This window comes from Enterobacter sp. JUb54 (genome assembly GCF_014298075.1).
Taxonomy (GTDB): Bacteria; Pseudomonadota; Gammaproteobacteria; order Enterobacterales; family Enterobacteriaceae; genus Klebsiella; species Klebsiella lignicola.
On the sequence record NZ_CP060418.1, the window covers coordinates 106,175 to 126,898 of the forward strand.

Below are 20,724 nucleotides of genomic sequence, written 5' to 3' on the forward strand. Positions count from 1 at the left end.
AAGCGAAGTCTTTCAGGTGACATTTAGATACAATTCCCTCGGTTTTTTTGCCGCTATGTGCTTCAGGGAAGGGTTTTATGCTTGAGATGTTAATGCAGTGGTATCGTCGCCGGTTCAGCGATCCGGAAGCGATAGCGCTGCTGGTTATTTTGTTGGCTGGTTTCGGCATCATGTTCTTTTTCAGCGGCCTGCTGGCGCCCTTACTGGTGGCGATTGTGCTGGCGTATCTGCTGGAATGGCCGACCGTCAGACTGGAGCGTGTCGGGTTTTCACGCACCTGGGCGACCTCGTTTGTCCTGATCCTGTTCGTGGGCGTGCTGCTGCTGATGGCATTTGTGGTGATGCCGGTGGCCTGGCAGCAGGGGATCTATCTGATCCGCGATATGCCCGGGATGCTCAATAAACTCTCCGATTTTGCCGCCACGGTCCCTCGCCGTTATCCGGCGCTGATGGATGCCGGCATTCTCGATGCCATGGCGGACAATATGCGCAGCCGCGTGCTGACCATGGGCGATTCAGTGGTCAAATACTCTCTGGCCTCGCTGGTCGGTTTGCTGACCCTGGCAGTCTATCTGGTGCTGGTGCCGCTGATGGTTTTCTTCCTGCTGAAGGACAAAGAGCAGATGCTGAATGCCGTGCGCCGCGTGCTGCCACGCAACCGCGGTCTGGCAGGGCAGGTGTGGAAAGAGATGAACCAGCAGATTACCAACTATATCCGCGGTAAAGTGCTGGAGATGATCGTTGTCGGCGTGGCGACCTGGATCGGCTTTATTCTGTTTGACCTCAACTACTCGCTCTTGCTGGCGGTGCTGGTGGGGTTCTCGGTGTTGATCCCCTATATTGGCGCCTTCGTGGTGACTATTCCGGTGATCGGCGTGGCGCTGTTCCAGTTTGGCGCCGGCCCGGAGTTCTGGAGCCTGTTTGCGGTCTATCTGATTATTCAGGGGCTGGACGGTAACCTGCTGGTTCCGGTGCTGTTTTCCGAAGCCGTGAACCTGCACCCGCTGGTGATTATTCTCTCGGTGGTCATCTTTGGGGGATTGTGGGGTTTCTGGGGCGTGTTCTTTGCGATTCCGCTGGCGACCCTCATCAAAGCGGTGGTGCACGCCTGGCCGGATGGCCTGGTGGTGGAAGAAGAGAAGTAGGGATTTACGCGAGATAACCGTGGTTAAAATAGACGCCGGAACGATGAATCGCGGTCCGGCGTCATGATATCAGGTGAACGGTTAGCCGTTTTCTTTCAGCCAGTTCAGTACGATATCGTGGTGATTACTGGTTTTAAAGTTATCAAACACGTGCTCGACTTTACCGTTGGTGTCGATCAGGAAACTGATGCGGTGGATGCCATCGTAAGTTTTCCCCATAAACGTTTTTTCGCCCCAGACGCCAAACTGCTCACATACCTGATGATCTTCATCAGACAACAGCGTGAAGTTCAGCAACTCTTTTTCGGCGAAACGGGAGAGTTTTTCCGGTTTATCAGTACTGATCCCCAGAACCTCAACGCCCGCTTTCTTTAAGTCATCCATGTTATCGCGCAGGCCACAGGCCTGAACGGTACAACCCGGGGTCATGGCTTTCGGGTAAAAATAAACCAGAACACGCTGTCCCTGGAAGTCGGTCAAATTTACTTCCTCGCCGTCCTGGTCCGGTAAGCTAAATTTCGGTGCAATATCACCGGCTTTCAGTGGATTCATTACTCAAACTCCATCCTGTTCATCATGCTGTGAATAATTAACGATATTAATACTGCCTTGTGCATTCAATTCTGTACATAGGGCTTTGAACGCTTGTTCGATATTTGATGCATTTTGTGTTGCGGGACTGTGAGCGGTTATCTGAATAAACAACTGCGCTGACTCGTCATCACCGCTGACCTGGGTACGAGAAACCAGCTCGGCGATATTCATATTCCACGCATCGAACAGGGCAGTGAAGCGTTCGATAATGTGTGGTGAGTCCGGTACCTCAACCTGGACCCAGACGGTGTTTGGCATGGCTTGCGGAGGACGCGCGGTTGTACGCTTCATTACGATCAGTAAATCCAGCTCGGCGCCTTTTAATGGCAGGGTCGACTCGATAAGCGTAATCGCGTTCCATGAACCTGAAAGCAGCATGATAAACGTAAACTCGTCACCAAGCATGGCCAGCCGGCTGTCTTCGATATTACAGCCGCAGCTGCTGACGTGGCGGGTGATGGTGTTCACGATGCCGGCACGGTCAGCGCCCAAAGCGGTAATAACCAGATAGTGTTGTAATGAGGCGGTCAAACCTGTTCTTCCTTTAAAAAGGTGAGGTAACATTAGGAAAGCATAAAAAAAACCGGCATACAACATCCCTGATGGCGTCGGGTCTCTTGCTTTTATTACGGCACCAAACGTAACATTGAGAATCTTGTTGCACTTCTGCTCTGAGGATGGCCCATGTTCACGGGAAGTATTGTAGCGCTTGTCACGCCGATGGATGAAAACGGTAACGTCTGCCGGTCAAGCCTGAAAAAACTGATTGATTACCATGTCGCCAGCGGAACCTCGGCGATCGTTTCGGTAGGGACTACCGGAGAATCCGCAACCCTGAGCCATGAAGAGCATGGCGATGTCGTCATGATGACGCTTGAACTGGCTGACGGACGTATCCCGGTTATCGCGGGTACCGGAGCCAATGCAACCGCAGAGGCTATCAGCCTGACCAAACGTTTTAACAATAGCGGTGTTGTAGGTTGCCTGACGGTCACCCCTTATTACAACCGTCCGACCCAGGAAGGGCTGTTCCAACACTTTAAAGCTATCGCAGAACACACCGACCTGCCGCAAATTCTGTATAATGTGCCGTCCCGTACTGGCTGCGATATGTTGCCGGAAACCGTCGGTCGCCTGGCGGAAGTAAAAAATATTATCGGTATTAAGGAAGCGACGGGGAACTTAAGTCGTGTTCATCAGATCAAAGAGCTGGTTTCAGATGACTTTATTCTGTTGAGCGGCGATGATGCCACCGGAATGGACTTTATGCAGCTTGGTGGTCATGGCGTGATTTCCGTTACGGCGAACGTGGCGGCTCGCGACATGGCTGATATGTGCCGTCTGGCAGCTGAAGGCCAGTTCGCGCAGGCTCGTGTAATAAACCAGCGTCTGATGCCATTGCATACAAAATTATTTGTCGAACCCAACCCGATTCCCGCTAAGTGGGCATGTAAGGCGTTGGGTCTTGTGGCAACCGATACGCTGCGCCTGCCGATGACGCCGATTACCGAAAATGGTATTAAGGCCGTCACTGCAGCGCTGAAGCATGCCGGTTTGCTGTAAAGTTTAGGGAGATTTGATGGCTTACTCAGTACAGAAGTCGCGCCTGACGAAGGTTGCGGGCGTTTCATTGGTCCTGCTTCTCGCGGCTTGTAGTTCCGATTCACGCTACAAGCGTCAGGTTGGAGGCGACGAGGTCTACCTGCAAGCTGCGCCGCTCAGTGAAATTCACGCACCTGCTGGCATGATTCTGCCGGTTCAGGTGAGTGATTATAATATTCCGGTCGCGACCAGCACAGGCGCCGTGGGCAAAGCGCTGGACATTCGTCCACCGGCTCAGCCTCTGGCACTGGTGAGCGGTGCTCGCACTCAGTTTAACGGTGATACCGCGACGCTGATGGTTGAGAACGGTCGTAGCGGTTCGCTGTGGGCCCAGGTGACCAGCATCGTACAGTCAAAGAACTATGTCATCACCAAACGTGACGATGCCAGCCAGACGCTGAATACTGACTGGGTGGAGTGGTCTCGCCTCGATGAAGACCAGCAGTACCGTGGTCGCTATCAAATCTCAGTGAAACCGCAGGGCTATCAGCAGGCGGTGATTGTGAAGCTGGTGAATCTGGAACAGGCTGGCAAACCGATCTCCGATCCGGCGTCGCTGCAGCGCTACAGCACCGCGATGCTGAACGTCATCTCCGAAGGTCTGGATATGAACGCCACCAGCGCGCAGAACGCGGCGCAGAAAAATGCCGGCGCGACCTTCGACGTGCAGAGCGCTGCCGACGATACCGGTCTGCCGATGCTGGTCGTTCGCGCACCGTTTAACATGGTGTGGCAACGTCTGCCGGGCACCCTGGAAAAAGTGGGCATGAAGGTTACCGACAGCACCCGTTCGCAGGGCAGCATGGCGCTGACCTACAAGCCGCTGTCTGACAGCAGCTGGCAGGAACTGGGCGCTCGCGACCCAGAGCTGGTTTCTGGTGACTACAAACTGCAGGTCGGCGACCTCGATAACCGCAGTAGCCTGCAGTTCATCGATCCGAAAGGCCATACGTTGACCCAGTCGCAGAACGACGCGCTGGTTGCCGTATTCCAGGCAGCATTCGCTAAGTAATAAACAAGGGCTGGAGTAATCCGGCCCTTTTTCATGTATAGTGACGCAAACGTGTGCGTATACACTAAATCCTGCAATTTGCTTCGTAGTTGGTCGCTTTCGTTGTTGACGAAGTTGTCGTTCCATTGCCGCGTCGAGGTAACCTGAATGATTTGGTGTATAGGCGAAAAGCGCAATTTTTATCGTCTATATCTTCACTGGAGTAACAAAGATGCAAAAGCAAGCTGAGTTGTATCGTGGTAAAGCGAAAACCGTTTACAGCACCGAGAATCCGGATCTGTTGGTACTCGAATTCCGTAACGATACATCAGCAGGTGATGGCGCGCGCATTGAGCAGTTCGACCGTAAAGGCATGGTGAACAACAAGTTTAACCATTTCATTATGAGCAAACTGGAAGAAGCCGGCATCCCGACCCAAATGGAAGCCCTGCTCTCTGATACCGAATGCCTGGTGAAAAAGCTGGATATGGTTCCGGTGGAGTGCGTTGTCCGTAACCGTGCGGCTGGTTCGCTGGTGAAACGCTTAGGCATTGAAGAAGGGATTGAGCTGTCGCCACCGCTGTTTGACCTGTTCCTGAAAAACGATGCGATGCACGACCCGATGGTCAACGAATCCTATTGCGAAACCTTCGGCTGGGTCAGCAAAGAGAACCTGGCGCGCATGCAGGAACTGACCTTCAAAGCCAACGACGTGCTGAAAAAACTGTTTGATGACGCCGGCCTGATCCTGGTCGACTTCAAGTTGGAATTTGGTCTGTTCAAAGGCGAAGTGGTGCTGGGTGATGAATTCTCCCCGGACGGCAGCCGCCTGTGGGACAAAAATACCCTCGACAAAATGGACAAAGATCGCTTCCGTCAGAGCCTCGGCGGCCTGATCGAAGCCTATGAAGAAGTGGCCCATCGTCTGGGTGTGAAGCTGGACTAAATATCCCTCCGCCAGAAGACCGTCCGGTCTTCTGGCGTCTTCCTGTTGTTTCCTGTGGTAATTCTCCGCTTAACGGCCTACGATCTCTTCTATTCGAGAATGAAAGAGATAGAGGTTCCTATGCGTTGGCAAGGGCGTCGCGAGAGCGATAATGTTGAAGACAGGCGGAATAGTTCAGGTCCATCAATGGGCGGCGGCGGTGGCGGTTTTCGTCTGCCCACGGGTAAGGGCGGGATCGTCCTGCTGATTATCGTGCTGGTGGCCGGCTACTACGGCGTGGATTTAACCGGCATGTTGACGGGCGAGCCGATCGGCCAGCAGCAGCAAACAACCACCCAGCATTCTGTCAGCCCGCAAGACGATGAAGCCGCCAAATTTACCTCGGTGATCCTGGCGACCACCGAAGACACCTGGGGACCGCTGTTTGAAAAGATGGGGCGTCAGTATGTCAAACCGAAGCTGGTGCTCTATCGCGGCGCCACGCGGACCGGATGCGGTACCGGCCAGTCGGTAATGGGACCGTTCTATTGCCCGGCGGACAGCACCGTCTATATCGACCTGTCGTTCTACGACGAAATGAAGAATAAGCTCGGCGCGGATGGCGACTTCGCCCAGGGGTATGTCATTGCGCACGAAGTGGGCCACCACGTACAAAAGCTGCTGGGGATTGAACCTAAAGTCCGTCAGATGCAGCAGCAGGCATCGCAGACCGAAGTGAACCGCCTGTCGGTTAAGATGGAGCTGCAGGCCGACTGCTTTGCCGGCGTCTGGGGCCACAACATGCAGAAACAGGACATTCTGGAAACTGGTGACCTGCAGGAAGCGCTGAATGCCGCAGAAGCCATCGGCGACGATCGTCTGCAGCAACAGAGCCAGGGGCGCGTGGTGCCGGACAGCTTCACTCACGGTACCTCTGAACAGCGTTACACCTGGTTTAAGCGCGGCTTTGACAGTGGCGAACCGGCGCAGTGCAATACTTTCGGTAACTCGCTCTGATCGCGACAGCACATGGATAAGCTGCTTAACCTGACGGCGCAGATGGTGCAAACCGGTATTCGTCGCCTGCTGGTGCTCAGCGGCGACGACGCGTGGTGTCTGCAACAGGCGCTCGAGCTACGTGAACGCCTGGGAGGCGATGGCTTGTGGGTCGGCAGCGAGCCGCAGGCACAGCCCGCTATCTTGCCGGGCGCCTTAAAATCCTTACTCGGGCGTGAATATCATCACGCCTTCTTCGACGCTCGTCATGGGTTTGACGTGGCGGCCTTCGCGGCGCTGAGCGGCACCCTGCGCGCCGGAAGCTGGCTGATACTGCTGACGCCAGATTTTGCGCGCTGGCCAATGCTGCCTGACGCGGACTCTCTACGCTGGAGCGATGCGCCAGCCCCGATCCCAACCCCACATTTTGTCCACCGCTTCTGCCAGCAGGTCAGCACCAGTCGCGACACGGTGATCTGGCGACAGGGCGAGACGCTGACCTTACCGGACAGCGTCCCCCGGCCAGAGTGGCAGCCGGCAGATGGTCACCCTCAGGCCGGGCAGGCCGCACTTCTTGAGCGGTTGGCCGCGCTCCCGCCAGGCATCGCCGTTGTGACCGCTGAACGCGGGCGGGGAAAGTCCGCGCTGGCGGGGATGCTGATACGCCAGCTGGCTGGCGATGCCATCGTCACCGCCCCGTCGCGCGGTGCCACCGAGGTGATGGCCGCCTTTGCTGGCGAAGATTTTCATTTTATGGCTCCCGATGCGCTACTGGCCAACGCTGTGCAGGCGGGGTGGCTGATCGTTGATGAAGCGGCCGCCATTCCCGGGCCGTTGCTGCGCCAGTTGGTTGCCCGCTTCCCCCGAACCTTGCTGACCACCACCGTCCAGGGTTATGAAGGAACCGGGCGCGGGTTTATGCTCAAGTTTTGCGCCAGCTTTGCGCACCTGTGGCAGTTCCAGCTATCGACCCCTATTCGCTGGGCGCCCGGCTGCCCGCTGGAAGCGCTGGTCAGCGATCTGCTGTTGTTCGGCGACGAGAGTTTTGCGCAGGCGCCCACGGGTGACGTCGAGGTCATAGCCGTGGATCAGACCAGCTGGCAGCAGCACAACGGACTGGCACCGGCGATGTACCAGCTGCTGTCCGGCGCCCATTACCGGACATCGCCGCTGGATTTACGGCGGATGATGGATGCCCCGGGTCAGCACTTTACCTGTGCACGCACGCAGGACGGAGTTGCTGGGGCCTTGTGGTGCGTGGAGGAGGGAGGGCTGGACCCCGCGCTGAGTAAAGCGGTGTGGGCGGGCTTTCGTCGTCCACGCGGTAATCTGGTGGCGCAGTCGCTGGCGGCCCATGGCGGCAGTCCGCTGGCGGCGACCTTAAGCGGGCAGCGCATCACCCGCATTGCCGTCCATCCGGCCCGGCAGCGGGAGGGGCTGGGGCAGGCGTTGGTCGCCAGGGCGGTTGCGCACTCTCGCGCTCTCGATTATCTGTCGGTGAGCTTTGGGTATACCCCTGAGCTCTGGCGCTTCTGGCAGCGCTGCGGTTTTACCCTGGTGCGCTTAGGCACCCATCGCGAAGCCAGCAGCGGTTGCTATACGGCGATGGCGCTGTATCCGTTAACCGCAGCGGGCAGTGAACTGGTTCAACAGGAGTCACAGCGTCTGGCGCGGGATGAGTTCTGGCTGCGGGAGTGGCGTGACACGACGTTGCCGCTGCCAACGGTGCAAGCAGCTATGCTTACGGAACAGGACTGGCTGGATATCGCGGGCTTTGCCTTCGCCCATCGCCCACTGCTGGCGGCAATCGGCGCCCTGAATCGCCTGGTGCTGCAGAGCGAATGCGCGCTTGTGGCCCTGCGTGCACGTCTGCAACGCCAGGATGAAGCGCTGATCTGCACGGAATTACGCCTGGCCGGGCGCAAAGCGCTGCTGGTCAGGATGCGTGAAGAGGCAGGACAGGCGCTGTTCAGCCTGGATGCATCGCGGGCAGAGGCGCTGCGCCAGCAGGTTGAAGAACTGCAATTTTTTTAACTAACTCATTCAGTTAAATGTCATGGTCATATTCCACGTGCGGCGTAAACTGCCCACGTACACTAAGGAGACCGCCATGAAACACGACCATTTTATTGTTCAAAGCCCGGCGACACCTGCCCAACAGCTGCTGTTGCTGTTTCATGGCGTCGGGGATAACCCCGTTTCAATGGGGCAGATCGGCAGTTTGTTCGCGCCGCAGTTTCCGGATGCGTTGATTGTCAGTATCGGCGGGGCCGAGCCTTGTGGCCCTCCTCCGGGCCGGCAGTGGTTTTCCGTTCAGGGAGTCACTGAGGAAAATCGTCAGTCGCGAATCGACACGATTATGCCGACCTTTATTGAGACGGTTCGCTACTGGCAGAAACAGAGCGGTGTGAGTCCGCAGGCCACGGCGCTGATTGGTTTCTCCCAGGGCGCGATTATGTCGCTGGAGAGTATCAAAGCCGAGTCGGGACTGGCCTCGCGGGTTATCGCGTTTAACGGACGTTACGCGACGCTTCCTCAGTCAGCGACGACGGCGACGACGATTCACCTGATTCATGGTGGCGAAGATCGCGTTATCGATCTGGCATGGGCGGTGTCGGCGCAAGAGGCGCTGTTGCAGGCCGGTGGCGATGTCACGCTGGATATTGTTGAGGATCTGGGACACGCGATTGACGATCGTAGCATGCAGTTTGCGCTTGAGCGTCTGCGCTATACCGTACCGAAACACTATTTCGATGAAGCGCTAAGCGGCAGCACGCCGAAAGATGACGATATTATCGAACTGCTGTGATGAGGTGGTAGATCCCGGATAACATCTTTACACCGTCATCCGGGAATGCCCCGGCAGCGCAGCGCTGACCGGGGTCTGGACTTATTTCTTCGGCTGGTCGTGCTTCGGCCAGTCGTCGTCATCGTCCCACTTATCGTTGCAATCACGATGGGGGGGCAGGTCTGGCTTGTTGGCGAGAAATTTTTTGTGGTCAACACGATTAAGATCTTTGATGACGTTAATCATGACGCCTACTAAAAAGACCAACACCAGAATCCACCAGTGGCTGATAAGCCATTCCATGTGCGCTTCCTCTTATTACATCGCGGCCGTCAGGCGACCAGTTGTTCCATGATGCGTTGATACATCCGTGCCAGCAGCTGCAGGTCGGCGGCATTAACACATTCATTGATTTTGTGAATTGTCGCATTCACCGGTCCCAGCTCGACGACCTGGGCACCCATTCGGGCGATAAAGCGGCCGTCAGAAGTACCGCCATTCGTCAGCAGCTGAGGTTTAATTTCATTATAGTGCTCTATCGCGTTCACCACCGCCTCGACCAGTTTGCCGCGGCTGGTCAGGAACGGCTGACCTGACAGCCACCAGTCCAGGGTATAGCGCAGCTGGTATTTATCCAGCAGCTCGATCACCCGGGCTTTGATCATCTCGTCGGTCAGTTCGGTGCTAAAGCGGAAGTTGAACTGAACGTACATGTCGCCAGGGATCACGTTATTGCTGCCGGTTCCGGCCTGCACGTTGGCAATCTGCATGCTGGTCGGCGGGAAGAACGCATTGCCTTGATCCCACTCGATGCCCACCAGCTCCGTCAACATTGGCGCCGCGCGGTGAACCGGGTTATCGGCGAGATGCGGGTAAGCTACGTGCCCCTGTACGCCATGAATGGTCAGGTTGCAGGTTAATGAACCGCGGCGACCATTTTTGACCACGTCGCCCACCACTTCGGTGCTGGACGGCTCGCCCACCAGGCAGTAATCCAGGCGTTCGTTACGGGCCATCAGCGCTTCAACGACCTTTACGGTGCCGTTGTGGGCGCTGGCTTCTTCATCGGAGGTGATCAGAAATGCCAGACGGCCCCGGTGATTTGGGTACTGGGCGACAAAGCGCTCAGCGGCAACCACCATGGCGGCCAGCGAACCTTTCATATCTGCAGCGCCGCGACCAAACAGCATGCCGTCGCGAATCGTCGGCTCAAAGGGTGGGTTAATCCAGCGGTCGGCATCGCCGGCCGGGACCACGTCAGTATGGCCGGCAAAGGCCAGCGTTTCACCGTGTCCACGCCATGCCCAAAAGTTTTGGGTATCCCCGAAATCCATCGGTTCAACGGTAAAGCCAATCGCACGCAGGCGTTCAATCATGAGCGCCTGACATCCCGCATCATCGGGGCTGAGGGAAGGGCGGCGAATAAGCTGCTGAGCCAGCTCAATGACCGGGCAAGACATAGACTATACCTCGTTAACAAGCTTCTTATAAGTGAGTTCACTGAAGCCCAGCAGCATAGGCTGCCCGGGCGCGCAGAGCAATGGGCGTTTGATCATTGCCGGCATTTCCAACATCAACGTCGCGGCGGCATCGGCGTTGGTGATGAGATCGCGGCGGCTTTCATCCAGTTTACGCCAGGTGGTTCCGCGGGTGTTGAGCAGGGCTTCCCAGCCCAGTTCGGCGATAAATGTGTTTAATAATTCACGATCCAGGCCATCGGTACGATAATCATGAAAGCGATATTCAAGCTGATTCGCTTCCAGCCAGCGGCGGGCCTTTTTTATCGTGTCGCAGTTTTTGATCCCGTACATGGTCAGCATGATTAAACCTTTTACGTTTTTACGTTGAATTGAACTATAAACTCAGGAATATCCGAATATACCTGAAAAAATACTGCCTGAAATAATACGTTAATCAGGTTCAGAAATATAACGTTTTACCGTGCCTGCATCACCTGGTTGAATATTAACCAGTGCATTTAATCATGGGCTGTATGTCGCCACTCACCGGGCATACAGCCGGCAGCGAGAACAATCTGAAAAAGTGGCTATTGTTGCAAAATGTTGCTACTGGTCACATTAAATCAACATACTCAGGTCCATAGTAGCGCCAGGTCAACGAAGGCAGTAGCGTACGATGCAAACCAGCAATCACAGCGATAACTTCAATGAACTTCCCATCGGTAACAGATTTACTTAAAATCACCCATAATAATAAGAGAGGATATTATGATTGAACATGAATTAGGGAACTGGAAAGATTTTATTGAAGGCATGCTTCGTAAATAAATTCCACAATGTGAGCAGGGTAATCGCGTCATGCTAATAATGCTAATGCGGCTGTGAACAGATAAAAAAGGCGACTGTGATAGTCGCCTTTTTTGTTATTTCAGCACAGGACATTTGGTCCCGTCGTGAATTATTGCGGTCGCTCCTTGCGCGGGAAGCGTCGACGCACCAGCACAAAGAACAGCGGTACGAAGAAAATGGCCAGGAACGTCGCGGAGATCATCCCGCCCATGACGCCGGTGCCGACCGCATGCTGGCTGCCTGAACCGGCGCCGGTGCTGGTCGCCATCGGCAGGACCCCGAAAATAAAGGCCAGCGAGGTCATCAGGATCGGGCGCAGACGCTGCCGACAAGCCGACAGGGTGGCGGCGAGCAAATCTTCTCCCTTCTCATTCAGTTCATTGGCGAACTCGACGATTAAGATGGCGTTTTTCGCCGACAGGCCGATGACCGTCAACAGACCCACCTGGAAGTAAACGTCATTCTCAAGGCCACGCAGCCAGGTGGCGAGGAGCGCGCCAATCACCCCCAAAGGCACTACCAGCATGACCGAGAAGGGGATTGACCAGCTTTCGTACAGCGCCGCCAGACACAGGAACACCACCAGCAGCGATATGGCGTACAGCGCCGGAGCCTGAGCGCCAGACAGCCGCTCCTGATAGGACATCGCCGTCCAGTCGAGCCCGAAGCCGTTTGGCAACTGCTGGGCCAGCTCTTCCATAATATTCATCGCCGTACCGGTACTGACGCCCGGCGCCGCTTCCCCGATAATCTCCACCGCGGAATAGCCGTTATAGCGTTCAAGACGCGGGGAGCCGGTCTGCCAGCGCGAGGTGGCAAACGCTGAGAAGGGCACCATCGTGCCGCTGCTGTTGCGCACATACCACTGATTAATATCGTCCGGTAGCATGCGGTATGGGGCGGCGGACTGAACGTAGACCTTCTTCACGCGGCCGCGATCCATAAAGTCATTGACGTAGCTTGAGCCCCAGGCGGTTTGCAGGGTGTCGTTGATATCGTCAATGTCGACGCCCAGCGCCTGGGCTTTACGCTGATCGATATCAACCTGCAGCTGCGGACTATCATCAAGACCGTTATGGCGCACCCGGGTGAGCCGATCGTCTTTTGCCGCCAGATCAAGCAGCGTATCGCGCGCTGCCATCAGCGCCTCATGGCCGTTACCGGCATGGTCTTCCAGCTCCATATCAAAACCGGCAGAGCTGCCCAGACCGCTGATGGCCGGTGGGTTGGTCGCAAACACGCGCGCTTCGTTAATCTGGTTAAAAGCTTTCGTCGCCCGCTCGATAATCGCAAATGATGTCCCGGTTTTGGCATCACGCTCGTCCCAGTCTTTCAAGCGGACGAACATGCGCGCGACGTTCTGCCCGTTACCGCCGGGGCCAGAGCCGACGGTGGCGAAAATCGACGCAACATTGGCTTGCTCGTGGCTGAAGAAATAGTCCTCAACCTTTTGCACCACTTTCAACGTTTGCTGCTGGGTAGAACCGCTCGGCAGCTGCACGGAAGTGAGGAACATCCCGCGATCTTCCTGCGGCAGGAACGAGGTAGGCAGGTGCAGGAACAGCAGCACCATCCCGCCCAGCAACAGCACGTAGAGCATGATCCAGCGCAGCGTGCGGTGAAGAATTTTGCCGACCGCCGTCTCGTAACTGCGGGCGCTGCGGTTAAACATGCGGTTAAACCAGCCAAAGAAGCCGGTCTTACCGTGCTCTTCCCCTTTTTTAATCGGTTTGAGCAAGGTTGCACACAGCGCCGGGGTGAGGATCAGGGCAACGAGAACGGATAGCACCATCGCAGAAACGATAGTGATTGAGAACTGGCGATAAATGGCCCCGGTGGTGCCGCCGAAGAAGGCCATCGGGATAAATACCGCCGACAGCACCATGGCGATACCCACCAGCGCGCCCTGAATCTGCCCCATCGATTTGCGCGTCGCTTCGCGAGGGGAGAGCCCCTCTTCGCTCATGATGCGCTCGACGTTTTCCACCACCACGATGGCATCGTCCACCAGCAGGCCTATCGCCAGCACCACCGCGAACATCGTCAGGGTGTTAATGCTGTAGCCGCAGGCAAACAGGATCGCGAAGGTGCCCATCAAAACCACCGGAACGGCAATGGTGGGGATCAGCGTGGCGCGAATATTTTGCAGGAACAGGTACATCACCAGGAATACCAGCGCAATCGCTTCCAGCAGCGTCTTCACCACGTCGTGGATCGAGGCTTTCACGAAAGAGGTGGTTTCGTAGGCAATTTTATACTCAAGGCCGTGCGGGAAATACTGCGACAGCTCGTTTAAGCGATTGAGCACCAGCTCCGCGGTCTGCATTTCGTTGGCCCCGGAGGCTAACTGAACGCCAAGACCCGACGCCGGATTGCGGTTATAGCGGCTGAGGTAATCGTAATTTTCCGCCCCCAGCTCGACTTTCGCCACATCGCCAAGGGTGACCAGCGACCCATCCTGATTCACCCGCAGCGTAATATCGCGGAACTGCTGCGGCGTTTGTAACAGCGACTGGGCGTTAATGGTGGCGTTCAGCGTCTGGTTATTGATCGACGGGGTGCCGCCAAGCTGGCCTACGGCAATCTGCGCATTCTGGGACGAGATGGCGTCGGTGACATCTTTCGCCGTCATTTGCACACCGGTGAGTTTGGCCGGATCCAGCCAGATACGCATGGAGTATTGCGAACCGTAAGCGGTGATATCGCCGACGCCATTGACGCGGCTGAGCGGCTCCTGGATGTTACTGGCAACGTAGTCGGCGATGTCCTGCTTATCCATGCTGCCATCGGTGGAGACAAACGCAATGGTCAGGATGTTGGTATCACCGGTTTTGCGAACCGTGACTCCCTGATTTTGCACCGCCTGCGGCAGCTTTTTCATCGCCGATTGCAGCTGGTTTTGCACCTGCTGCATGGCTTCGTTGGGATCGGTGCCGGCGGTAAATGTCAGGGTGATGGTCGCCTGCCCGGAGGAGGAGCTTTGCGATGACATGTACATCATATTATCGAGCCCGGTCATATTCTGCTCGATAACCTGAGTGACGGTATTTTCCAGCGTCTGCGCCGACGCGCCCGGGTAGTTGGCGGTAATTCGCACGTTAGGTGGCGCGAGATCGGGATATTGCTCTACGGGCAGCGACAGGATTGCAAGCGTTCCGGTCAGGCATAACAGAATCGCCAGCACCCACGCAAAAATGGGGCGATCGATGAAAAAATTCGCCATCAGAATTGAGACCTCATTGTGTACATGCTCTGTTGTTTCACAGTCTGTGACACTCTATAGCTAACCCCACAGTCAATCGTGGAGAAATTAAGGAGATAGTGTAATTTATCTTATGTCTTTTGCGACACGACCCGTCGCGGTCCACTGCCTCGGTGGAATTGCGCGCTGAGCGGCGCCAGGTTGCTCACGGCGATCTCATTTTCTTCTCATACCAGTCTAAATAAAACGCAATTTCATTTAAGTCAAAAAAACTTGATCCAGACCGGATTATCGCGAGGAAAAAAGTAATCTGGGCAAATGAACATTGTTCCGACCCTGTTTTGTCGGGTAATAAATAATCATGCGAATTGAGGGGCTATTCACCGAAGACCGAAGGATACCATGAACCACTTTATTATCAGCGACAGTCGCAAATGCATCGGGTGTAAAGCCTGTGAAGTGGCCTGTGTGATGGCACATAACGACGAACAGCACGTGCTGACCCCACAGCGCTTTTTGCCGCGCATTAGCGTGATTAAGCACGAACACAAACGTAACGCCATTACATGTCGGCATTGTGAAAGCGCGCCCTGCCTGCGCAGCTGCCCGAATGATGCCATCAGGCAGGTCAACGACAGCGTGCAGGTCAATGAAGAGAAATGTATCGGCTGTAAATCCTGCATGGTGGCCTGCCCGTTTGGGGTGATGGAGATCGTGCTGCTCCCGGCGGCCGAGGGAAAAGTGAAGGCGACGGCGCACAAATGCGATCTGTGCAACGGGCGCGAAGCGGGGCCGGCCTGCGTGCAGAACTGCCCGGCGGAGGCGTTACAGCTGGCCACCGACGAGACGCTGTTCAGCATGGCCAAACAGCGGCGTCAGCGCACGGCGCGGCTGGATGCCCGGCCGTGGCATGCGCATCCGGGCGACATTAGCGTGCCGGCGGAAGGTGCCAAAGTCCGCCAGATGGCAGCCACGTCGCCCCGCGGCGAGGCGGATAAACGTGCCGCTCAGGAGCGTAAAACGGATTTCGCCGAGATCTATCTGCCCTTTAATGCCGGACAGGCGCAGCAGGCGACAGAACGCTGTTTACAATGCGGCGAGCACAGCGTCTGCGAGTGGACCTGTCCGTTGCACAACCATATTCCGCAGTGGATTGAGCGGGTGCAGGCCGGGGATATCTCCGGCGCCGTAGAACTCTCTCATCAGACCAACTGCCTGCCGGAAATTACCGGCCGTGTTTGTCCGCAGGATCGCCTGTGTGAAGGGGCCTGTACCCTGCGCGATGACAAGGGCGCGGTCACTATCGGCAACATTGAACGCTATATTTCTGACCAGGCGCTGGCGCAGGGCTGGCGTCCGGATCTTTCCCAGGTTGTCGATAGCGGCAAAAAAGTGGCCATTATCGGCGCCGGCCCGGCGGGTCTGGCCTGTGCCGACCGCTTAATTCGCCATGGCGTGAAGTCCGTCGTTTTTGACCGTCATCCGGAGATCGGCGGTCTGCTGACCTTTGGCATCCCCGCCTTCAAGCTTGATAAATCTCTGCTGGCCCGGCGCCGGGAAATCTTCAGCCAAATGGGGATTCATTTCGAGTTAGGCTGCGAAGTCGGCAAGGATATTGCCTTAACGTCGCTGCTGGAGGAGTACGACGCGGTGTTTATCGGCGCCGGCACCTATCGCTCGATGAAAGCGGATTTGCCCAATGAAGAAGCTCCGGGGGTATATGACGCGCTGCCGTTCCTGATCGCCAATACCAAAAAGGTGATGGGGCACAGCGAGCTGCCTGAAGAGCCTTACATCGATACCCACGGCCTGAATGTCGTGGTGCTGGGCGGCGGCGACACCGCCATGGATTGCGTGCGTACCGCGCTTCGCCACGGGGCGAAACAGGTAACCTGCGCCTATCGTCGCGATGAGGCTAATATGCCGGGGTCGAAAAAAGAGGTCAAAAACGCCCGCGAAGAGGGGGCAGTATTTGAATTTAACGTGCAGCCGGTGACCCTGGAGCTGGACGGCGAAGGCCGGGTCAATGGCGTGCGCTTTCTGCGAACCCAACTGGGTGAACCGGACGCCCAGGGGCGACGTAGACCGTCGCCAATACCGGGCAGCGAGTTTGTGATGCCTGCCGACGCGGTGATCATGGCCTTTGGTTTTCATCCGCACGGCATGCCGTGGCTGGAGTCCGTCGGCGTACAACTCGATAGCCGCGGGCGGATCAAAGCCCATGTGGAGAGCCGCTATCGCTATCAGACCAGCCACAGCAAAATCTTTGCTGGCGGAGACGCCGTGCGCGGTGCCGATCTGGTGGTGACGGCAATGGCCGAAGGCCGCCATGCCGCATTGGGCATCATGGATTATCTCGGCGTAACATCAGCGCCGCTTCACTAACGACAAACCCGGCCCCGCGGCGTAGTATGGCATGGTTATTCCATGCTGCGGGGCCGTATGTCACTCAACATCAACGTTATCAAAGATAAACTCCTCTCCGAAAACTACTTCATTTTACGCAATATCACCTACGAGCTGACGCGCCGTGACGGCAGCGTCGTGCGCCATAAGCGTGAGGTCTACGATCGCGGCAATGGCGCGACGGTGCTGCTGTATAACCGCCGCAAGTGCACGGTGGTGCTGGTTCGTCAGTTTCGCGTCGCCACCTGGGTCAACGGCAATGACGACGGGATGCTGATCGAGACCTGCGCCGGGCTACTGGATAACGACGAGCCGGAAGCCTGCATCCGCAAAGAAGCCATTGAAGAGACCGGCTACGAAGTCGGCGAAGTGCGCAAGCTGTTCGAGCTGTTTATGTCTCCCGGCGGGGTGACCGAAATCGTCCATTTCTTTATTGCCGAGTACAGCGACGCCCAGCGAAAGACCCGCGGCGGTGGCGTTGAAGATGAAGACATTGACGTGCTGGAGCTGCCGTTCAGCCAGGCGCTGCAGATGGTCGCCAGCGGCGAGATCCGCGACGGTAAAGCGGTCATCCTGCTGCAGTACCTGCAAACCTCGGGCCTGATGGCGGGGATATCTGATAAATCCGATTGAGTAACATGGCGCGGCTGGTGAAGATGGCGACTGTTTTGAGCGTTTTCTCTGGGGTTGTGCCGCGCATGCTTTATCGGGTTCTCTTTTTTCTGCTTTTTACCGTCCTGCCGTCGTCGCTGGCGTGGGCGGCGCCTGCGCAGCAGCTCTTCAATGACTGGCTGGTGACCTGTAATAACCAGAACTTCTGCGTCGCCCGCAACGTCGGTCTGCATCACGGACTGGTGATGACGCTGAGCCGCAGCGCCGGCGCGGTCACCGATGCCAACTTGCGTATTGAATTGGGTGGCATCGGCAACCCGGTCGCCGCGCTGGCCCCAGTGGCGCCGCGTCTTCTGCTGGACGGTAAACCGCTGGCCTTAGTTGATAAACACTGGCAGGTTGCCGACAAACTGGTGAAAACCGGCGACAGCGTCACCATCGATGCCTTTTTGCAGCAGGTGCAGGAAGGGCAGGCGATAACTCTGGTCAACGGGCTACAGACCATCTCTCTGCAGGGGCTGAAGGCCGCCCTGCTGTTTATCGATAATCATCAGAAACGCGTCGGCAGTGAAACTGCCTGGGTGGGTAAAGGCGAAGAGCCGCCGCTCAGTGTTCCCCCGGCCCCGGCGCTGCGCGCGGTAGGCAAGGTTGATCTGACCCAATCGCCGCTGAGTCGGGATGAACTCAATGATCTGATGGATTATGGCAACGAGCGGATAGACAACAGCTCGTGCTCCCTGGATCCGTTCCGCCGTGAGATCCGGGTCACCGCGTTAACGGATGAAAAAGTGTTGCTGATGGTCAGTTGTGAAGCGGGCGCGTACAACACCATCTGGCGGGCGTGGCTGGTGTCGCGCCGGCCGCCGTACATGGCGCGCCAGCTGCGTCTGAGCTTACCTTTCCAGCCGCCGGGCAATGCGGCCCGTGAGATTGAACTGATTAACGCCGGCTTCGATGAGCAGCGTCACGAGCTGGTGACGCTGGATAAAGGCCGCAGCCCCGGCGATTGCGGGATCCAGACCCGCTGGCGCTATGATGGCCAGCGGTTTAGCCTGGTACGCTATGCGCAGCAGCCGCAGTGCGATAACTGGCAGGGGCCAGATGCCTGGCCCACGCTATGGGTTACCCGTTACATAGCTCATCCGCTAGAGTGACGATGTGCTCAACGGTGAAGCCAAAGAACGGAAAGAGCTTGTCAGCCGGCGCTGACTCCCCGTAGCTGCGCATGCCAACGATTTTCCCCTTCAGACCGACATACTTATACCAGTAGTCGGCAATCCCGGCCTCGACGGCGATGCGGGCGCTGACGTCGCCGGGCAGGACCGACTCCCGGTAGGCTTCATCTTGCGCATCGAAGACATCGGTTGAGGGCAGGGAAACCACCCGGACGTTAACGCCTTTGGCAAGCAGTTGCTCTGCCGCCAGCACGGCAATCTCAACTTCTGAACCGGTGGCAATCAGGATCAAGTCCGGCTTGCCGCCGGCATCTTTCAGCACGTAGCCGCCGCGGGCGATATCCTGCACCTGCTGCGGCGTTCGCGCCATCTGCGCCAGGTTTTGCCGCGACAGAATCAGCGCGGTGGGGCCGGTGCGGCGCTCAATGGCTGCCCGCCAGGCAACCGCCGTTTCCACCTGATCGCAGGGGCGCCAGGTGCTGAAGTTGGGCGTCAGGCGCAGACTGGCCAGCTGCTCCACCGCCTGGTGGGTGGGACCATCTTCCCCCAGCCCAATCGAGTCGTGGGTATAGACCATAATCTGTCTGGCTTTCATCAGCGCCGCCATGCGCGCCGCGTTACGGGCATACTCGACAAACATCAGGAAGGTGGACGTGTAGGGGATAAAGCCGCCGTGCAGGGCAATCCCGTTGGCGATCGCCGTCATCCCGAATTCGCGCACGCCGTAGTGAAGATAGTTGCCCGCCAGGTCCTCTTTGATGGAGTGAGAACCGGACCAGATAGTCAGGTTGCTGGGCGCCAGATCCGCCGAACCGCCCAAGAGCTCCGGCAGTGCTGGCCCGTAGGCGTTAAGCGCATTTTGCGACGCTTTGCGGCTGGCAATTTTCGCCGGTTCGGCCTGCAGTTGGGCAATATAGTCATGCGCCATTTGATCCCAGCTTCCCGGTAGTTCACCCTCCATCCGGCGTTTCAGCTCGGCTGCCAGCTCGGGGTACTGCTGCTGCCAGGCGCTGAACTGTTGATTCCACGTCTGTTCCGCCTTTTCGCCGCGTGGCCGGGCATCCCACTGCTGATAAATATCTTTAGGGATCTCAAAAGGCGGGTATTTCCAGCCCAGCTTCTCGCGGGTCAGCGCCACCTCTTTTTCGCCCAGCGCTGCGCCGTGGGACTCTTCCGAACCGGCTTTGTTCGGTGAACCAAACCCGATCACCGTCCGGCAGATTATCAGCGACGGTTTGTCCGTCACGCTCTGGGCCTCAAGAATCGCCTGCTTCACCGCCTGTGGGTCGTGACCGTCGATATCGCCAATGACGTGCCAGTGGTAAGCGCGAAAACGTGCGGCGGTATCGTCGGTAAACCAGCCCTCGGTTTTACCATCGATAGAGATGCCGTTATGGTCGTAGAAGCCGATAAGTTTGCCGAGACCTAAGGTGCCCGCCAGCGAACAGGCCTCATGAGAAACCCCCTCCATCAGGCAGCCGTCCCCCATAAACACCCAGGTGTAGTGATTGATAATATCGTGGCCGGGGCGGTTGAATTGCGCCGCCAGGGTGCGCTCGGCAATCGCCATACCGACGGCGTTAGCCAGGCCCTGGCCGAGCGGTCCGGTGGTGGTTTCGACGCCGGGGGTATAGCCGTGCTCCGGATGACCGGGGGTTTTCGAGTGCAGCTGGCGGAAGTTTTTCAGCTCATTAAGCGGCAGGTCGTAACCGGTCAGGTGCAGCAGACTGTACAGCAGCATGGAGGCGTGACCGTTGGAGAGCACAAAGCGGTCGCGATCGTACCAGCCCGGGTGGCCCGGATTGTGTTTAAGGAAATCATTCCACAGGACTTCGGCGATATCTGCCATCCCCATCGGGGCGCCGGGGTGGCCGGAGTTGGCTTTTTGTACGGCGTCCATGCTGAGGGCGCGAATGGCGTTGGCAAGTTCTCTTCGGGACATAATTGACTCCTGAAACAAGATGTTGCATGAGTTTTTG

Annotated in this window: 18 protein-coding genes; 11 read left to right on the forward strand and 7 right to left on the reverse strand. The window is 57.0% G+C overall.

The window, feature by feature from the left end:
- The first annotated feature begins 77 nt into the window (after positions 1–77).
- Positions 78–1,145: an AI-2E family transporter gene (locus HF679_RS00460; protein WP_123755347.1), complete on the forward strand. Its 1,068-nt coding sequence runs from the start codon at positions 78–80 to the stop codon at positions 1,143–1,145.
- 81 nt (positions 1,146–1,226) lie between these two features.
- Here the strand turns inward: HF679_RS00460 and bcp are convergent, their stop codons facing one another.
- Positions 1,227–1,697 (reverse strand): thioredoxin-dependent thiol peroxidase, encoded by a 471-nt coding sequence (gene bcp / locus HF679_RS00465; RefSeq protein WP_123755346.1) that lies wholly within the window; start codon positions 1,695–1,697, stop codon positions 1,227–1,229.
- A 3-nt stretch (positions 1,698–1,700) separates the two neighbouring features.
- Positions 1,701–2,270, reverse strand: coding sequence for a glycine cleavage system transcriptional repressor (locus HF679_RS00470; RefSeq protein ID WP_174507714.1), 570 nt, complete (start codon positions 2,268–2,270; stop codon positions 1,701–1,703).
- A gap of 153 nt (positions 2,271–2,423) precedes the next feature.
- Here HF679_RS00470 and dapA point away from each other — a divergent pair, with 153 nt between their 5' ends.
- The 6 genes from dapA (at position 2,424) to ypfH (ending at position 9,062) form a co-directional block, all read left to right on the forward strand.
- Complete coding sequence (gene dapA / locus HF679_RS00475; protein WP_123755344.1) at positions 2,424–3,302, forward strand: 4-hydroxy-tetrahydrodipicolinate synthase; 879 nt, start codon at positions 2,424–2,426, stop codon at positions 3,300–3,302.
- A 16-nt stretch (positions 3,303–3,318) separates the two neighbouring features.
- On the forward strand, positions 3,319–4,353 hold the full coding sequence (bamC, locus tag HF679_RS00480) for an outer membrane protein assembly factor BamC (protein WP_123755343.1): 1,035 nt from the start codon (positions 3,319–3,321) through the stop codon (positions 4,351–4,353).
- 211 nt (positions 4,354–4,564) lie between these two features.
- Positions 4,565–5,278, forward strand: coding sequence for a phosphoribosylaminoimidazolesuccinocarboxamide synthase (gene purC / locus HF679_RS00485; protein WP_123755342.1), 714 nt, complete (start codon positions 4,565–4,567; stop codon positions 5,276–5,278).
- 120 nt (positions 5,279–5,398) lie between these two features.
- A complete protein-coding gene (locus tag HF679_RS00490; protein WP_123755341.1) occupies positions 5,399–6,274 on the forward strand; it encodes a neutral zinc metallopeptidase in 876 nt (291 codons plus the stop codon).
- A gap of 12 nt (positions 6,275–6,286) precedes the next feature.
- On the forward strand, positions 6,287–8,287 hold the full coding sequence (locus HF679_RS00495) for a tRNA(Met) cytidine acetyltransferase TmcA (protein WP_187042488.1): 2,001 nt from the start codon (positions 6,287–6,289) through the stop codon (positions 8,285–8,287).
- Between the two features lie 76 nt (positions 8,288–8,363).
- Positions 8,364–9,062, forward strand: coding sequence for an esterase (gene ypfH, locus HF679_RS00500; RefSeq protein ID WP_123755339.1), 699 nt, complete (start codon positions 8,364–8,366; stop codon positions 9,060–9,062).
- Positions 9,063–9,143: 81 nt separating this feature from the next.
- On the opposite strand, the gene HF679_RS00505 is transcribed toward ypfH, so the two are convergent.
- The 3 genes from HF679_RS00505 to HF679_RS00515 are packed head-to-tail and all read right to left on the reverse strand — an operon-like array spanning position 9,144 to position 10,861.
- Positions 9,144–9,344, reverse strand: a complete 201-nt coding sequence (locus HF679_RS00505; protein ID WP_123755338.1) for a YpfN family protein — start codon at positions 9,342–9,344, stop codon at positions 9,144–9,146.
- A gap of 29 nt (positions 9,345–9,373) precedes the next feature.
- Positions 9,374–10,501 carry a succinyl-diaminopimelate desuccinylase gene (dapE, locus tag HF679_RS00510; RefSeq protein ID WP_187042489.1) on the reverse strand — a complete coding sequence of 376 codons (1,128 nt, stop codon included), beginning with the start codon at positions 10,499–10,501 and terminating at the stop codon, positions 9,374–9,376.
- Between the two features lie 3 nt (positions 10,502–10,504).
- Positions 10,505–10,861, reverse strand: coding sequence for an ArsC family reductase (locus HF679_RS00515; RefSeq protein WP_187042490.1), 357 nt, complete (start codon positions 10,859–10,861; stop codon positions 10,505–10,507).
- Between the two features lie 408 nt (positions 10,862–11,269).
- Here HF679_RS00515 and ypfM point away from each other — a divergent pair, with 408 nt between their 5' ends.
- Entirely contained in the window at positions 11,270–11,329 is a 60-nt protein-coding gene (gene ypfM, locus HF679_RS00520; protein ID WP_100181659.1) for a protein YpfM, read from the forward strand.
- A gap of 130 nt (positions 11,330–11,459) precedes the next feature.
- Here the strand turns inward: ypfM and acrD are convergent, their stop codons facing one another.
- Positions 11,460–14,573, reverse strand: a complete 3,114-nt coding sequence (acrD, locus tag HF679_RS00525; RefSeq protein ID WP_123755335.1) for a multidrug efflux RND transporter permease AcrD — start codon at positions 14,571–14,573, stop codon at positions 11,460–11,462.
- 381 nt (positions 14,574–14,954) lie between these two features.
- Here acrD and aegA point away from each other — a divergent pair, with 381 nt between their 5' ends.
- The 3 genes from aegA to HF679_RS00540 all read left to right on the forward strand — a co-directional run bounded on the left by aegA (position 14,955) and on the right by HF679_RS00540 (position 18,724).
- Positions 14,955–16,937 (forward strand): formate-dependent uric acid utilization protein AegA, encoded by a 1,983-nt coding sequence (aegA, locus tag HF679_RS00530; RefSeq protein WP_187042491.1) that lies wholly within the window; start codon positions 14,955–14,957, stop codon positions 16,935–16,937.
- A gap of 57 nt (positions 16,938–16,994) precedes the next feature.
- Positions 16,995–17,591, forward strand: a complete 597-nt coding sequence (gene nudK, locus HF679_RS00535) for a GDP-mannose pyrophosphatase NudK (RefSeq protein WP_123755536.1) — start codon at positions 16,995–16,997, stop codon at positions 17,589–17,591.
- Positions 17,592–17,656: 65 nt separating this feature from the next.
- The gene (locus HF679_RS00540) at positions 17,657–18,724 is read left to right on the forward strand and encodes a DUF1176 domain-containing protein (RefSeq protein WP_123755535.1); all 1,068 of its coding nucleotides are present in this window, start codon (positions 17,657–17,659) and stop codon (positions 18,722–18,724) included.
- On the opposite strand, the gene tkt is transcribed toward HF679_RS00540, so the two are convergent.
- The gene (gene tkt / locus HF679_RS00545; protein ID WP_123755333.1) at positions 18,693–20,687 is read right to left on the reverse strand and encodes a transketolase; all 1,995 of its coding nucleotides are present in this window, start codon (positions 20,685–20,687) and stop codon (positions 18,693–18,695) included. The two genes, HF679_RS00540 and tkt, sit on opposite strands and share 32 nt — an antisense overlap.
- Positions 20,688–20,724 lie beyond the last annotated feature (37 nt).

Excerpts from the sequence above, each read along its gene's own strand:
- ypfH (WP_123755339.1), top strand. The coding sequence starts at position 8,364 with ATGAAACACGACCATTTTATTGTTCAAAGCCCGGCGACACCTGCCCAA.
- HF679_RS00540 (WP_123755535.1), top strand. The coding sequence starts at position 17,657 with ATGCTTTATCGGGTTCTCTTTTTTCTGCTTTTTACCGTCCTGCCGTCG.
- bamC (WP_123755343.1), top strand. The coding sequence starts at position 3,319 with ATGGCTTACTCAGTACAGAAGTCGCGCCTGACGAAGGTTGCGGGCGTT.
- HF679_RS00490 (WP_123755341.1), top strand. The coding sequence starts at position 5,399 with ATGCGTTGGCAAGGGCGTCGCGAGAGCGATAATGTTGAAGACAGGCGG.
- acrD (WP_123755335.1), bottom strand. The coding sequence starts at position 14,573 with ATGGCGAATTTTTTCATCGATCGCCCCATTTTTGCGTGGGTGCTGGCG.
- purC (WP_123755342.1), top strand. The coding sequence starts at position 4,565 with ATGCAAAAGCAAGCTGAGTTGTATCGTGGTAAAGCGAAAACCGTTTAC.
- tkt (WP_123755333.1), bottom strand. The coding sequence starts at position 20,687 with ATGTCCCGAAGAGAACTTGCCAACGCCATTCGCGCCCTCAGCATGGAC.
- HF679_RS00505 (WP_123755338.1), bottom strand. The coding sequence starts at position 9,344 with ATGGAATGGCTTATCAGCCACTGGTGGATTCTGGTGTTGGTCTTTTTA.
- aegA (WP_187042491.1), top strand. The coding sequence starts at position 14,955 with ATGAACCACTTTATTATCAGCGACAGTCGCAAATGCATCGGGTGTAAA.
- HF679_RS00495 (WP_187042488.1), top strand. The coding sequence starts at position 6,287 with ATGGATAAGCTGCTTAACCTGACGGCGCAGATGGTGCAAACCGGTATT.
- dapA (WP_123755344.1), top strand. The coding sequence starts at position 2,424 with ATGTTCACGGGAAGTATTGTAGCGCTTGTCACGCCGATGGATGAAAAC.
- HF679_RS00515 (WP_187042490.1), bottom strand. The coding sequence starts at position 10,861 with ATGCTGACCATGTACGGGATCAAAAACTGCGACACGATAAAAAAGGCC.
- nudK (WP_123755536.1), top strand. The coding sequence starts at position 16,995 with ATGTCACTCAACATCAACGTTATCAAAGATAAACTCCTCTCCGAAAAC.
- bcp (WP_123755346.1), bottom strand. The coding sequence starts at position 1,697 with ATGAATCCACTGAAAGCCGGTGATATTGCACCGAAATTTAGCTTACCG.
- dapE (WP_187042489.1), bottom strand. The coding sequence starts at position 10,501 with ATGTCTTGCCCGGTCATTGAGCTGGCTCAGCAGCTTATTCGCCGCCCT.
- HF679_RS00460 (WP_123755347.1), top strand. The coding sequence starts at position 78 with ATGCTTGAGATGTTAATGCAGTGGTATCGTCGCCGGTTCAGCGATCCG.